Source organism: Nocardioides sp. NPDC023903, assembly GCF_040639295.1.
Lineage (GTDB): Bacteria > Actinomycetota > Actinomycetes > Propionibacteriales > Nocardioidaceae > Nocardioides.
In genome coordinates, this window is sequence record NZ_JBEZZS010000001.1 from 294326 (window position 1) to 308760 (window position 14435).

14 protein-coding genes are annotated in these 14435 nt (G+C 72.0%); 6 read left to right on the top strand and 8 right to left on the bottom strand.

Annotated elements, in window-relative coordinates; genetic code table 11:
* Positions 1 to 48 precede the first annotated feature (48 nt).
* Entirely contained in the window at positions 49 to 1227 is a 1179-nt protein-coding gene (locus AB0F44_RS01510; RefSeq protein WP_357351971.1) for an Ig-like domain-containing protein, read from the top strand.
* Here the strand turns inward: AB0F44_RS01510 and AB0F44_RS01515 are convergent.
* Positions 1224 to 1649 carry an SRPBCC family protein gene (locus tag AB0F44_RS01515; protein ID WP_357351973.1) on the bottom strand — a complete coding sequence of 142 codons (426 nt, stop codon included), beginning with the start codon at positions 1647 to 1649 and terminating at the stop codon, positions 1224 to 1226. The genes AB0F44_RS01510 and AB0F44_RS01515 overlap by 4 nt on opposite strands.
* Before the next feature lie 30 nt (positions 1650 to 1679).
* The gene (gene ptsP, locus AB0F44_RS01520; RefSeq protein WP_357351975.1) at positions 1680 to 3356 is read right to left on the bottom strand and encodes a phosphoenolpyruvate--protein phosphotransferase; all 1677 of its coding nucleotides are present in this window, start codon (positions 3354 to 3356) and stop codon (positions 1680 to 1682) included.
* Positions 3357 to 3462: 106 nt separating this feature from the next.
* On the opposite strand from ptsP, the gene AB0F44_RS01525 reads away from it, so the two are divergent.
* The 5 genes from AB0F44_RS01525 to AB0F44_RS01545 all read left to right on the top strand — a co-directional run bounded on the left by AB0F44_RS01525 (position 3463) and on the right by AB0F44_RS01545 (position 8207).
* Positions 3463 to 4245 (top strand): DeoR/GlpR family DNA-binding transcription regulator, encoded by a 783-nt coding sequence (locus tag AB0F44_RS01525; protein ID WP_357351977.1) that lies wholly within the window; start codon positions 3463 to 3465, stop codon positions 4243 to 4245.
* Entirely contained in the window at positions 4242 to 5195 is a 954-nt protein-coding gene (locus AB0F44_RS01530; RefSeq protein ID WP_357351979.1) for a 1-phosphofructokinase family hexose kinase, read from the top strand. Before AB0F44_RS01525 ends, AB0F44_RS01530 begins: the two co-directional genes overlap by 4 nt.
* Positions 5192 to 7249: a fructose-specific PTS transporter subunit EIIC gene (locus tag AB0F44_RS01535; RefSeq protein ID WP_357352696.1), complete on the top strand. Its 2058-nt coding sequence runs from the start codon at positions 5192 to 5194 to the stop codon at positions 7247 to 7249. The genes AB0F44_RS01530 and AB0F44_RS01535 overlap by 4 nt, the downstream gene beginning before the upstream one ends.
* Positions 7250 to 7290: 41 nt before the next feature.
* Positions 7291 to 7548, top strand: coding sequence for an HPr family phosphocarrier protein (locus AB0F44_RS01540; RefSeq protein WP_357351981.1), 258 nt, complete (start codon positions 7291 to 7293; stop codon positions 7546 to 7548).
* Positions 7549 to 7625: 77 nt separating this feature from the next.
* Positions 7626 to 8207, top strand: a complete 582-nt coding sequence (locus AB0F44_RS01545) for a DUF5134 domain-containing protein (RefSeq protein WP_357351983.1) — start codon at positions 7626 to 7628, stop codon at positions 8205 to 8207.
* 3 nt (positions 8208 to 8210) lie between these two features.
* Here the strand turns inward: AB0F44_RS01545 and AB0F44_RS01550 are convergent, their stop codons facing one another.
* The 6 genes from AB0F44_RS01550 to AB0F44_RS01575 form a co-directional block, all read right to left on the bottom strand.
* A complete protein-coding gene (locus tag AB0F44_RS01550; protein ID WP_357351985.1) occupies positions 8211 to 9488 on the bottom strand; it encodes a pyridoxal-phosphate dependent enzyme in 1278 nt (425 codons plus the stop codon).
* A gap of 2 nt (positions 9489 to 9490) precedes the next feature.
* Positions 9491 to 10873: an alanine racemase gene (locus tag AB0F44_RS01555; RefSeq protein ID WP_357351987.1), complete on the bottom strand. Its 1383-nt coding sequence runs from the start codon at positions 10871 to 10873 to the stop codon at positions 9491 to 9493.
* On the bottom strand, positions 10870 to 12099 hold the full coding sequence (locus AB0F44_RS01560) for a copper chaperone (protein ID WP_357351989.1): 1230 nt from the start codon (positions 12097 to 12099) through the stop codon (positions 10870 to 10872). Before AB0F44_RS01560 ends, AB0F44_RS01555 begins: the two co-directional genes overlap by 4 nt.
* 3 nt (positions 12100 to 12102) lie before the next feature.
* Positions 12103 to 13287 (bottom strand): aminotransferase class V-fold PLP-dependent enzyme, encoded by a 1185-nt coding sequence (locus AB0F44_RS01565; RefSeq protein WP_357351991.1) that lies wholly within the window; start codon positions 13285 to 13287, stop codon positions 12103 to 12105.
* 18 nt (positions 13288 to 13305) lie between these two features.
* Positions 13306 to 13530, bottom strand: a complete 225-nt coding sequence (locus AB0F44_RS01570) for a heavy metal-associated domain-containing protein (RefSeq protein WP_160023692.1) — start codon at positions 13528 to 13530, stop codon at positions 13306 to 13308.
* 86 nt (positions 13531 to 13616) lie between these two features.
* Entirely contained in the window at positions 13617 to 14324 is a 708-nt protein-coding gene (locus tag AB0F44_RS01575) for a GAP family protein (protein ID WP_357351993.1), read from the bottom strand.
* Between the last annotated feature and the right edge of the window lie 111 nt (positions 14325 to 14435).

The window sequence follows — 14435 nt, forward strand, 5'->3', positions numbered from 1 at the left end:
GCGCGGACGCGCCGAGAATTCGGTTGCCGCCTACCGCATAGTTATCCCATGCGGGTTCGTCCTTTTCCTGTCGTAGCGGCCGTGGTGGCCCTGATCGCACTCTCCGGCTGCGCCGGGAACTCAGAGAGCCCGGAGTCCGCCGCGAACGGCGAGTCGGCCAGCGCCTCGCCGTCGGCGACGCCCCTCACGGCCAAGATCTCCCCCGCCGACGGGGCCAAGGACGTGCCTGTCGACAGCACCGTGACGGTGACTGCGACCTCGGGCGAGTTCACGAGCGTGAAGGTCGCCAAGCCCGACGGCCGCACCGTGCCCGGCTCGCTCTCCGAGGACAAGAAGACGTGGACGGCCAACGACCTGCTCGACCCGGCGCTGCGCTACACGGTCACCGCGACCGGTGAGACCGGCAAGGTCACCAGCAGCTTCACCACCCGCTCGCTCTCCCTGGCCCAGCAGACCTTCGCCACGATCGTCCCCGTCGACAAGTCCGAGGTCGGCGTCGGGATGCCGGTCGCGGTCTACTTCGACCTGCCCGTCAAGGACCACGCCTCCTTCGAGAAGCGCATGCACGTCACCTCCACCCCAGCCCAGACCGGCTCCTGGTACTGGGTCTCCGACACCGAGGCCCGCTACCGTCCGCAGACGTACTGGAAGCCCGGCACCACGATCAAGGTCGACCTCGACATCAACGGCGCCTCCGCCGGCGGGGACGTCTACGGCCAGCACAGCCGCACCGCCACCTACAAGGTCGGTGACGCGCACGTCTTCAAGGTCAACGCGCGTACGCATCAGATGAAGGTCTTCAGCAACGGCAAGCTGCTGCGTACGATCCCGATCACCACCGGCAAGCCCGGTTTCACCACGCGGTCGGGGATCAAGGTCATCTCCGAGAAGCACCGCGTCAAGGAGATGCGATCGGAGACGATCGGCATCTCCGACCAGAGCTCGAGCGACTACTACTCCCTCGACGACGTCGAGTACGCCATGCGGATCAGCAACTCCGGCGAGTTCATCCACGCCGCGCCGTGGTCGACCGGGTCCCAGGGCTACGCCAACGTCTCGCACGGCTGCACCGGCCTCTCCACCGCCAACGCCGCCTGGCTCTACGGCCTGGCCCGCATCGGCGACATCGTCGAGACCACCGGCACCGACCGGAAGATGGAGTGGGACAACGGCTTCGGCGACTGGAACCTGTCCTGGGCCGAATACCAGAAGGGCTCCGCGCTCTAGACCGCGGCGACCAGCCCCGCGCGGCAGCCGAGCATCATCTGCCGGTGGTTCCAGGTCAGCACCGGCCGCAGCAAGGACGAGGCCAGACCGAGCAGGCCGTCCACGACGACCTCCTGCTCGAACACCATCCGGCTCCCACCCGGCGCCGGCGTCAGCGTCCACCGCGCGAACCCGTCCAGGTCGCCGCCGATCCCGACCTCCAGCGTCGGCAGGTCGCGGCTGACCGCGTGCAGCACGATCTCCAGGTCGTACGGCAGCGTCGAACGGCACACCAGCAACGCGTCGTCCTCCCCCAGCTTCGCCACCGCCCGCACCTGCGGCCACCACTCGGGATAGCGCTCCAGGTCGACCAGCACATCTCGCACCACCTCAGTCGACATAGGCAGCTCCCAGGTCTCGGCGAAGACGTAGTGCGCGGGCATGAGCCCAGTGTGCCGCGTACGGCCGCCGAGTCAGCCCAGGAGCGTCGCAACCGCCTCACGGCCCTGGGCGGGTGACAGCGCGCCGAGAGCGGCCTCGGCGGCTTCGTCGCACAGGCCGGCGGTCACGGACTCGAGCCGGGCGCCGACGGCGGCCACGGCCGCGGGTGCCATCGAAAGCGAGGTGACGCCCAGGCCGACGAGCACGGGTGCGAGCAGCGGGTCGGCGGCGGCTTCGCCGCAGATCCCGACGGGCTTGCCGGCCGTACGCCCCGCTTCGGCGGTGATCGCGATGAGCTGCAGCACCGCCGACTGCCAGGGATCGGTGAGGTGGGCGAGGTCGGTGGCCAGCCGGTCGGCGGCCATGGCGTACTGGGTCAGGTCGTTGGTGCCGATGGAGAGGAAGTCGACCACCTCCAGCATCCGGTGGGCCATCAGCGCCGCAGCCGGCACCTCGACCATCACGCCCGGCTTGAGGCCGCGGGCGCGGACGAGGGCGGCGAAGTCGGCGGCCTCCTGGACGGTCGCGACCATCGGCGCCATCACCCAGGTGTCCGCTCCGGTGCGCTCGGCGGCGATCGCGATGGCGTCCAGCTGGCGCTCCAGCAGGCCGGGGTTGTCGGCGGCGAGCCGCAGGCCGCGTACGCCCAGGGCCGGGTTCTCCTCGCCCTCATGGGTCGCGAACGCGATCGGCTTGTCCGAGCCCGCGTCCAGGGTGCGTACGACGACGTGGCCGCGGCCGGCGAAGGGTGCCAGCACCTCGGCGTAGACGTCGGCCTGCTCCTCGACGGTGGGCTCCTCACGGCGGTCGAGGAAGCAGAGCTCGGTACGGAAGAGGCCCACGCCCTCGACCTGGCCGGCGGCCGCGTCGCGTGCCGAGGAGCCGTCGGCGACATTGGCGAGCAGGGCCACGGGGTGGCCGTCGGCGGTGCGTCCAGGGCCGGTCCAGGCGGCGACCGCCTGGCGCCGGGCGAAGTCGGCCTCGGCGCGGGTGGCGGCGTCCGAACCCGGCTCCAGCTCAACGATCCCGGCTTGGCCGTCGACGAGCACAGGAGTGCCCGAGACGATGCCGGTCGCGCCGGCCACGCCGACCAGGCACGGGATGCCGAGCTGGCGGGCGATGATCGCGGTGTGGCTGGTGGGACCGCCCCGCTCGGTGACCAGCGCGACCACGCGGGCCGGATCGAGGGCGGCGGTGTCGGAGGGTGCCAGGTCGGCGGCGACCAGCACGCACCGCCCTTCGGGCAGGTCCACGCCCGGCTCGGGTTCGCCGGCGAGGTGGGCGAGGACCCGGCGCTCGATATCGCGCAGGTCGGTGACCCGCTCGGCCATCAGGCCGCCCATCCCGCTGAACAGCGTGGCGAACTGCTCCACCGCCGCCGCGAAGGAGGCGACCAGTCCCTCCCCCGCCCGCAGGTGCTTCTCCACGGCGACTCGCAGCCCCTTGTCCCGGGCCAGGCCGGCGCTCGCGCTCAGGACGGAAGCGGCTGCGCCGGAGGCTTGCTCGGCCCGGCGGGCGTACCCGTCGGCGACGGCGGTGGCGGCCGCTTGGTAGGCCGCGAGGGCGTCCTCAGGCTGGTCGAACCCGCGCCGTTCGAAGGCCTCGAGCGCGGCGGGATCGACCTCGGTCCGCACCACGTGGACGGGTGCCAGCACGATCCCCGGGACCACCGGAGTGCCAGAGAGGACAGATGAGTGAGACGTGACCATGACCACAAATATCTGCCCTAACCCCTTGACGAGTCAACACATTCGGGCATAAAACAACATATGTGGGCATTCACAGCCCCGAAACCCACTCGAAACCACACCGATCATGAAGGAGGCCGCGATGTACGCCGAGGAGCGACAGATCGCGACGGCCCGTCTCGTCGCCGAGCGCGGGCGGATATCCGTGGCCGACATCGCCGAGCGGTTCGAGGTCACCACCGAGACCGTGCGGCGAGACCTCTCCACTCTCGAGCGACGTGGCCTGGTTCGCCGGGTCCATGGTGGCGCGGTTCCGGTGGAGACCATGGCCGTGCTCGAGTCCGCGCTCGGCGAGCGGGAGCAGACCTTCACCGCGCAGAAAGACCGCATCGCGCGGGCCGCGCTCGCACTCCTCCCCACTGAAGGCGGCACGATCGCGATCGACGCCGGCACGACGACCAGCAGGTTCGCCCACGCCCTGCCGCGCGACCACCAGCTCACCGTGGTGACCCACTCGGTCCCGGTCGCCGCCATGCTGGCCGGCAGCCCTCAGATCGAGCTCCACCTGCTGCCCGGTCGCGTCCGGCCGGCCACCCAGGCCGCGGTCGGCGCCGAGACCGTGGACGCACTGAGCAAGCTGCGGGTCGACGTCACCTTCGTGGCGACCAACGGGCTGACGCTGGCTCACGGCCTCTCCACCCCCGACCACGAGGAGGCAGCGACAAAGCGTGCGCTGGTCAACGCCGCCCGCCGGGTCGTGTGCCTCACCGACTCCAGCAAGATCGGCGTGGAGACCACGCTCCGCTTCGCCGCGCTGGGCAACGTCGACGTGCTCGTCACCGACAGCGACATCGACGACGACGTCGCCGACGAGCTCCGCGAGAGCGGCCTCGAGGTGCTGATCGCATGATCGTCACCCTGACCGCCAACCCGAGCATCGACCACACCGTGATGCTCACCAGCACGCTGCGCCGCGGCGAGGTGCTGCGCGCTCACACCACCACCTCGCAGCCGGGCGGCAAGGGCGTGAACATCTCCGGAGCCGCGTACGCCGCGGGCGTCCCCACCCGTGCCGTGCTCCCCTGCCCCGACCTCGACCCGATGGTCACGGAGCTGCGGGCCTCGGGGCTCGACGTGGTCACGGTCGGGCCCGCCGGCCGGCCGCGGATCAACACCACCGTGACCGAGCCCGACGGCACCACGACCAAGCTCAACGGCCCGGGCGCCACCGCGACCCCGGCGCTGCTCGACGCCCTGGCGGACCGGCTCGTGAAGGAGGCCGAGCAGGCCCGCTGGGTCGTCCTCGCCGGCTCACTGCCGCCCGAGGCGCCCTCCGGTTGGTACGCCGAGGTGGTGAGCGCGCTGCGATCCACCGGCACCCGCATCGCCGTCGACACCAGCGAGGCACCCCTCGAGGCGCTCGCCGCCGGACTCCCGGCCGGCGCACCCGACCTGCTCAAGCCCAACGCCGAGGAGCTGGCCTCCATCACCGGTTCCGACTCCCTCGACGACCCGGCCGCCGCAGCAGCGGCAGCCCGGACCCTGGTCGAGCGCGGCGTCACCGCCGTGCTCGCGACGCTTGGCGGAAACGGCGCCGTCCTCGTCTCCAAGGAAGGCACCTGGCACGCCACGCCGCCGCCCACCGAGGTCGTCAGCACGGTCGGTGCCGGCGACAGCTCGCTGTTCGGCTATCTCCTCGCCGACCTGCGCGGACTTTCCGCCCCTGAACGTCTCGGGCTCGCCGTCGCGTACGGCAGTGCAGCCGCCGGCCTCCCCGGCACCACCCTCCCCACCCCACCCCAGGTCCGTGCCGACCTCGTGTCCGTACGCGACCTCGACCCCATCACCGGAGGACTCTGATGTCCGCACTCATCGCCCCCGAGCTTGTCGCCCTCGACGCCGATCTCGGCCCTGACAAGCTCGATGTCATCCGTGCCCTGGCCCAGCGCGTGGCCGACTCCGGCCGGGCCACCGACCTCGACGCGCTCGTCGCCGACGCGCTGGCCCGCGAGGAGGTCTCCGCCACCGGTCTCCCCGGCGGCCTGGCGATCCCGCATTGCCGTACCTCCGGGGTCGAGGAGCCCGTGGTGGCCTTCGCCCGGCTCTCGCCGCCGGTCGACTTCGGCGGCAAGGACGGCCCGGCCGACCTCGCCTTCCTGATCGGGGCACCCGCGGGCGGCGATGCCACTCATCTGACCATCCTGACCAAGCTGGCCCGTGCGCTTGCCCGGCCCGAGTTCGGCCAGACCCTGCGGGAGACCGACTCGGCCGAGCAGGCTGCCCAGACCATCCTCGAAGCGGTCGGCGACGTGCCGGCCTCAGCCAAGAGCACGACGCCCGAGCCCGCCCCAGCTGCGGCTGCGACTGAGAAGCGCTCCCTGGTCGCGGTGACCGCCTGCCCGACCGGCATCGCCCACACCTACATGGCGGCCGAGGCTCTCGAGGCGGCAGCCGCGCGAGCCGGCGTGGAGATCGCGGTCGAGACCCAGGGCTCGGCCGGGGCGACGCCGTTGCCCGCCGAGACGATCGCCCGGGCCGACGCCGCCATCTTCGCCGTCGACGTCGGGGTCCGCGACCGGAGCCGCTTCGCCGGCAAGCCGCTGGTCTCCTCCGGCGTGAAGCGGCCGATCGACGACGCCGACGCGATGATCGCCGAGGCACTCGCCGCCGCCGGGGACCCGGGCGCCGCCCGCGTCGAGTCCGGCAGGGGCGACTCGTCGGAGTCCGCCGGCGCCTCGGAGAGCTGGGGCGGACGGACCCGCCGGGTCCTGATGACCGGTGTCTCCTACATGATCCCGTTCGTCGCCGCCGGCGGCCTGCTGATCGCACTGAGCTTCCTGCTCGGCGGCTACGACATCACCGACGTCTACGGCGCGGTCATGGTCGACAACACCCTGACCAACCTCCCTGACGTTCAGGCTCTCGGTCTCGACCACGCCCTCTTCGACAGCGGCCTCGCCGTCTACCTGGGCGCACTGTTCTTCGTGATCGGCAAGACCGCGTTCATGCTGTTCATCCCGGCGTTGGCGGGCTACATCGCGTACGCCATCGCCGACCGCCCCGGCATCGCCCCGGGCTTCATCATGGGTGCGCTGGCCGCCAACCTGTTCGGCGTGGTCAACGCCGACGGCGTCGCGGCACCCGCGACCGGCTTCCTAGGCGCGATCGCGGGCGGTGTCCTCGCCGGCGTGATCGCCCACTGGGTCAGCGGATGGCGGGTCCCGAGCTGGGCGCGCGGCCTGATGCCCGTGTTGGTGATCCCGCTGGTGACCTCGATCCTGGCCGGTCTGGTGATGATCGTCGTGCTCGGCAAGCCGATCAACTGGCTGATGCAGCAGCTCACCGACGGCCTCGCCGCCCTGGACGGCACCAGCGCCGTCGCCCTCGGCGCGGTGCTCGGTCTGATGATGGCCTTCGACATGGGCGGCCCGCTCAACAAGGTCGCCTACAGCTTCGCCGCCACCGGCGTCGGTGCCGCCTCGCTCGCCGCCGACTCCCCCGAGCTGCGGATCATGGCCGCGGTCATGCTCGCCGGCATGGTCCCGCCGATCGCGCTGGCGCTGGCCACCGTCGTACGTCCGCAGCTCTTCACCCCCGCAGAGCACGAGAACGGCAAGGCCGGCTGGCTGCTCGGCGCCTCGTTCATCACCGAGGGAGCGATCCCCTTCGCCGCGGGCGACCCGATGCGCGTCATCCCGGCGATCATGGTCGGCAGCGCCGTGACCGGCGGGCTCTCCCAGCTCTTCGACGTCGGCGTACGTGCACCGCACGGCGGCATCTTCGTCCTCTTCGCCGTCACCAACGTGCTCGGCTACCTGATCGCGCTCGCCGCCGGCGTCATCGTCGGCGCAGGCATGGTGATCGCCCTCAAGTCCGTCGGCCGCGCTCCGGTCCCGGCCGTCGCGACCAGCTGAACCACCCCGTACGTCCGACAATCCACCACCGAAGGAGCATCATGCCCACCCAGACCGTCACCGTCGGCTCCGCCGTCGGCCTGCACGCCCGCCCCGCCGCGATCATCTCCGAGAAGGTCGACGAGCTCGGCTCCGAGATCACTCTCGCCGTCCCCGGCGGCGAGCCGGTCGACGCGGCCTCGTCCCTGCTGATCATGACCCTCGGCGCCGCCAACGGCGACAAGGTCGAGGTCACCGGACCGGACCAGGCCGCGGTCGACACCATCGCCGCGCTCGTCGCCCAGGATCTCGACGCCTGAGCGAGGCGCTTTCCGGCCTGCGGCACCGAAATCGTCGACCGGCCTCCTCCGAGGCGTTGCGGTAGTACGTTGTTGGTGTGGTCGATCCTCCTTGGGACCTTCTGCTGACCGTGGCCTTCGTGCTCACGGGCACCGCGGGGATCTGGATTCTCGTGGTCTGCCCACCCTCGGGCGGGGAGACCGTCCTCCACCTCAACCACGCGGCGATGAGCGCCGCGATGATCCTGATGATCTGGGTGATCGTCTCGGACGTCGCGGTCTGGGCGCAGGTCGCGCTCTTCGCAGTGCTGACCCTGGCGCTGGTGCCCGCCTTGCGGGGCGCGAGCGATAGGGCCCGGCGTGCCGACGTGGTCGGACATCTCGCCCTCAACGCCGCGATGATCTGGATGCTCGCCGCGATGCCGCTGCTCATGGCGGACGCCCACGCGAGCGGCGTCCAGGGTCATGCGGGCCACGGCAGCGCGGCGGCGATCGCACCGGCCGGGCAACCTCCCGGCTGGGCGATCGCGGTCAACTCGCTGTTCGTCGCGGTGTGCGCGGTCGGGATGCTCTGGTGGCTGGTGCGCGCGACCGCGGTGCGCACGCACCGGCTGCCCGCCATCGGCCATGGGCTGATGGCGGCCGGGATGGGCACGATGCTCGTCCTACTCCCCGCGTGAGGATCAGACTCCCGCGAGCGGCCTCCCGCTGTCCCGCCAGCCGAGGACGCCGCCCTCGAGGTTGTAGGCCCGACGGCCGGTCGCGGCGGCCCGAGCTGCGAATCGCGCCGACCGGTCCCCCGTCGGGCAGGCGAACACCACTCGGGACGCCTCGGAGAACGGCATCCCCGCCTCCATGACCTGCTCGAGCAGGTCGTCGCGGAGGTTGATCGCACCAGGGATGTGGCCGGCCTGGAACGCCAGCGCCGTGCGTACGTCCACGACGACCACATGCTCGCCCGCTGCGGTCCACGCCTCGAGCTCCTCGGGCGCCGCCGACGGCGCTGCCTCGTCCGGAGCGGGGTGGGCCGAGCCGAACAGGTCGGGACGGCGGTGGCGGTAGTAGGAGAGGTACGGCTCCATGCGGTCGCACGCAATGACGACCGCCGTGACCGGGCCCCCGGGGCCGGACAGGAGCCGTTCCCGAGCGGCGGCATAGGCCGCCCCGGTGGTGGGGCCGGCGAGCACACCGTGCCGGGTGGCGAGCTCGAGGCTCGCGGAGATCGCGTCGGCCGAGTCGACGGCGGCGATCGCGTCGTAGAAGCCGGGTTCGAAGAGCCCCACCTCCCACATCTCCGCCGCCGAGCGGATGCCGGGGATGAAGTCGCCTTCGGCGGCGACGACGCCGACCACGGCGGTCTCCGGGTTGCGCTCGCGCAGGTAGGTCGCGGCCCCTCGGGTGGAGCCGGTGGTGCCGAGCCCGCCCACCAGCAGGTCGACCGGGCCGGCGTCGCGGTAGATCTCGTGCCCGGTCTGCTCGTAGTGGGCTCTCAGGTTGTCCTCGTTGGTGTACTGCGAGGTGTGGTGGTAGCGGCCGGGCTCGCCCTCCATGAGGTCGCCGATGACCCCGAACACATCGTTGGGCGCGGTCGGGTCCGGACACTCGGAGAGACCGGGCATCTCGGTCACCTCGGCGCCCAGCAGCGACAGCATCTCGCGGACCTCGCGCACCCGAACCCTGTTGGTGAAGGCACGGAACCGGACCCCGTGCATCGAGGCGATGATCTGGAGCGCCTTCGCGGTGTTGCCGCTCGATGCCTCCAGGACGACCTGCTCGTCCTCGACGATCTGATCCATGTGGTCGCGCAGCAGCCCCCAGGCGACGCGGTCCTTGACCGAGCCGAACGGGTTCGCCGACTCCAGTTTCAGGAAGATCTCGGCCTCGGGCACACCGTGGCCGGCCGGATCGAGCCGCAGCAGCGGGGTGTCGCCGATCATGTCGAGCACGCTGTCGTATCGCATGGTCAGCTCCCGTGGTGGTCGTCGGCGGCGAAGGCGAACCGTTCGCCGTCCCAGACCGCCGCGACCTTGGGCGGCGGCGGATGCCCGCCGGCGGAGGAGGCCGACAGGTCCATCTGATAGGCGGCGGTGTTGACGAACGCGAGTACGTCGCCGCTGCTCGGCTCGGACTCGAGGAACACCTTGCGGCGGCTGACCAGGTCCGACTCCAGGCACAGCCGGCCGGCGAGGAACACGCCCTCCGCCGGTGGCTCTCCGTGGCCGTCGACGAGGACCGGGTCCAGCAGAACCTCCTGGTCGGCGGGGGTGACCTGATTGCGGGACAGGTCGAGCACGACCAGGTCGCGGCTGGCGGCGCGCTTGCAGTAGAGCACCGACGCCAGCGTGAGGCCGGCGTGGTCGACCAGGGCCTTGCCGGGTTCGATCCACAGCGTGAGCATGCACTCGCGCAGGACCTCGGCGACCGGTCGCCGCTCGATCTCGGCGGTCAGGAACCGCTCCAGGACGTCCGTGGCAGGGTGGTGGTTGCCGTACTTGTGCGCGGCCGGTGCCCCTCCGACGGCTCCAGCGCGCCGGAGCCCGAGGTCGTGACCGGGCCACACCAGCTCCCCCGGAGCCGCGGCGGCAAGCGCCTGCGAGTACCTCTGGAACGGCTCGGGGTCCTCGACGAAGCGCTGGCGGAACCCACCGCCGATGTCGATCACCGACGGCCGCAGACCCTTCCGGTGCGCGGCGGCGACGACCGCCATCGACTCGGTCAGCGCGTCCACCCGGGCGGCGGGGTCGGCCGTGTCGAGGTGGAACGCGACACCGCGCAGGTCGAGGCCGGGGGCGCAGCGTACGGTCTCGAGGGCGGCGTCGGCGTCGGCGAGATCGATGCCGAACCGCGACTGCGGCACCGCGGGCGAGGCGAAGCCGGAGAGTCGCAGCAGGACCGGGACGGCGCTGCCCGCCGGCGCCGCAGCGGCGAGCCGGTCGAGCTCCCACATGTCGTCCGCGTTGGCGGTGACCCCGAACGCGGCGATCCGCTCGATGAACGCCGCCGACTTCGGGCCGGTGGCCTCGATCCGGTTCGGCGCGAACCCCGCGGCCAGGGCCCGGTCGAGCTCGGCCGCCGACGCCACGTCCGCGCCGATTCCGGCCGCGGACGCCTCGGCGAGGAGCGCGGCCGAGGCGTTCACCTTGTGCGCATAGAAGATCTCGTACGGCACGCCGTGGCGCCGCAGCACGCCCGCGAGCGAAGCAGCGTTCTCGGCCATGACCTGGGGAAATACCACGTGGAGCGGCGACCCGAACCGTTCGATCGCCTCGTCCACGGCAGCAGGGTCGGCGAGGAAGCGGGCAGCGAGCGGATGCCGCGCGGCCGGGAGCGGAAGGCGATGGCTCACCCGTCGGCCACCGTGTAGCCGCAGTCGCGCAGGTCAGCGAAGACCCGGTCGCGCTGCCCGGCGTCGGTGAACCTGGCCCGCACCCGCTTCCCGTGCAGGTCGACGTCGATCAGCTCGGCCGCCTGGGCGTCGAAGACGGCGGTGATCGTCACCCGGCAGTGCCGGCAGGTCATGTCCGGGACCCCGAACTCCTGCTCCCCCGCGGCGAAACGTACGTCCCGCGCGGCCGACTCGGAGATGTCGACGATCCGCACCGAATCGACCGCGGACCGGAAGGCGCCGGTGAGCGCCTCGGCGACGGCGGCGAGCGGCTGGACGCGCTGCCCGTCGACCTGATGGGCCCGCTGCCCGAGGCAGACGGGCCGCTCCCCTGCCGGCAGCAGGGCGTACTGTCGCGAGATCTGGTCGAGCTCGACGTGGTAGCGCTGGATGGCGGCACGCACCCCGAGGCCCTCCTCGCGGGCCCGGTCCATCACCTCGTGGGCGTCGGCGATGGTGCGGCGCTTCATCTCGGCGAGCAGCGCGACGCTGTCGGCGGTGTAGCGCAGGCGGCCGCCGGACCCCTCCAGGCTCACGGGGATCATGCCCCTGCGGTAGGTGGAGGCCTGCAGCTCCCAGAACCAGGTCGACGCGACCGTGCCGTAGAGCCCGGAGTCCCACATCGCCTCCGCGAACTCGACCGGGTCCTCGATCCCGACCTGACCGGCGAGCATGCCGTGCTGGACGAGCGCCCGGCCGGCGGCCTCGGCGCCGACGCGGAAGATCTCGGCGGGCTCCTGGTCGGTGGTGGTGTCGGCGAGGACGTCGAGGGCGTCGTCGCCGAGCGCGTCCGAGCGGGCCGTGACGGGGTCGGCGGCGGCGACCGCGTCACCGACGGCGATCACCGCCTCCCTGGCTGCGATCGGCAGGATCGGGCCGAGCGGCCCCGGTCCGATGTGGCCGCTGTTCGCAATGCCGCGGGAGTCGCGCCAGGTGACGCGGTGCGTGGCGCTGACGACCTGGTCGGGCCGGCACGGCTGCATGAAGGACCCCAGGTAGCGCCGCTGTCCGGTCGTCAGCGTTCCCTCCGACTCTGGCCCGGGCTCCGGGCTGAGCTCCTCGACGCGGTAGTCCACCGACACCTCGGCCACCACCGGGGCCGGGCCGGCCAGGAAGTCGGCACCTGCGACCTCGGCCAGGATGCGGGCGGCGGCGGCGCGGTCGTACCTGATGCCTTCGTTCTGCACGTGTCAGTCCCTTTCGGCAGCGGCGGCGAGGCCCTGCAGGAGTCGGTCGACGTCGTTCTCGTCGTTGTACAGGTGGAAGCTCACCCGGACCGCGTCCTCCCGCGGCCCGTCCAGACAGTGGTCGCCGGCACGTACGTAGACGCCGCGGCGTTCGAGGGCGAAGGCCACGTCGGCACCCGCCTGGCCGTCGACGGCGAAGGCGGAGATCCCGCTGTGCGGCCGTCCCGCATCGACCGGCGGCACGAGGAGGGTGACGCCTCCGATGCGGGAGGCGCCGTCCGCGAAGCGGGCGGCGAGGGTGGCGAGGTGGGTACCGACCCGGTCGAGGCCGATCGTGTCCAGGAACGCGGTGGCGCTCGCGAGCGCCGCCGCGCCGGCACCGTCGAGGCTGCCCTCCTCGGCGGCGTCGGTGAGCGGGGAGACGTGTCGCGCCGGCCCGCTCCGCGCAGCCGCCCGGTCGACCGCGATCCGAAGATGCTGACCACGGCGTACGTAGACCGTGCCCGTGCCGGGGGGCCCGAACATCTTGTGGCCCGAGACGACGGCGAGCTCGGCCTGGGACTCGGCCAGGCGCAGGGGCAGCCGCCCGGCGCTCTGGGAGCAGTCGAGGCAGACCGTCGCGGCCGGCGGGATCGCCAGGGCGTCGAGGTCGGCCCAGGTGCCGTGGAGATTGTGTACGCCGGTGACGACGACGACCGCGGTGCGGTCGCTCGCGGCTCGCGCGAAGTCGTCTGGGTCGATACGCCCCAGCCGGTCGCGGCGGTACGCCACCGCCCGGACGCCCTGGTGCCGCATCCGTTCAGCGAGCCGGAGCCATGGCCGCACCGTGGAGAGGTGGTCGCCGGGGCAGTAGAGGATGTCCCCGCCGTTCGCGAGCGCCGCCGGTCCCCAGCGGTCGGCGAGGAACGCCGTCGCGCCGGTGGCGCCGCGGGTGAAGGCGACCTCGTCGGGGAACGAGGCGCCGAGGAACGCCGCGACGGTGGCGCGGGACTCCTCGAAGCGGCGCAGCGCGTCCCGGGCCCACGGGTGTCCGCCCCTACCGGGGTTGGCGGCGGGCCCGCGCAGCTCGGCGGTGAGCTGGGCGATGACCGGTTCGGGACAGGGAGTGCCGGACGCCGCGTCGAGGTAGACGAGGTCAGGTTCGGCGGTGAGAGCTGGGAAGTGCTGACGGGAGCCGAGGCCGGGCACGGACGACTCCTCGGCCGGTCAGGGTTCGCGAGCGATCGTGAATCCGGCCTTGGCGAGCGTGGATCTGACGACCCTCGGTTCGAGCGGTCCGTCGGCGGTGACGCGGGCGCTCGACACGGCTCCCGGGTTCAGGTCGACCACGACCCCCTCGACGCCCTCCAGGCCACCGAGAGCGCTCGTCACGGTCTCGACACAGCGGTGACAGGTCATTCCATCGATGCGCACTTCGAACTGAACCGACATGAAACTGCCCTTCAGTAGGACTTCGGTGGTCGCCCAAAAATATCACCGAACGAGGGGTCGCGAGGTCGGTTCGCGTCGGTCGGCGCTCAGGCCGTGACCTGTGCCAGCCCGCGACCGACGAACAGCACGCCGAAGGCGAGGAGCACCACGATGCTGATGACGTGGTTGTGGGCGAGGAGCCATCCGGTCGCGGACCGAAGCCAGCCGCGGCCACGCTCGCCGGCGAGGACGAAGACGAGCAGAGGTACGACGAAGTCGATCATGCTCGCCGCCAGCAGCAGCACGATGCCGCTGATCTGCGCGCTGAGTCTCACGTCGGCAGTGACCACGATGCCCAGACCAGAGACCAGGATGGCCACATTGGGGTTCACGACCGCCAGCAACAGGCCGGCGGCGAGCACCAGGCCGACGGACGGATCACGTAGTCGCGAGACCCAGACAGGCTCCTCCGTGTCCGCCCGGTGCGTCGCCCGCGCCGAGGCAGCACCCGCGGCCGACTGCAGCCGCGGCCGGAGCCACGACATGACCGCCACGGCGAGGAAGATGACGCCGACGACGATGCTCATCCAGCCGCGAGTCGTCGACGGATCGTCGCTGGCGGCATCAGCCGCCCGCCCCGCCGCCAGCGCGGCGACCGACAGCACCCCGTAGACAGCCAGGAAGGGCACCGCCAGCGCGACGACGTTGCGGTAGGGGTGCGATGACCCGAGCAGCAGCAAGCAGGCGACAACCGCAGCCGGGGTGACCGCCAACCCCACCATCTCCGGCAGCAGCTGCCCGGCGAGTTCCCACATAGGCACAACCTCGCCACGCGCCCGGCCGCCGTCCTCACCCCTTCCGGGCGAACTCCAGCCGCTCGCCGCCGTCGGTCGACGCTCACCGCCTGAGCCCGAATACGCTCACCC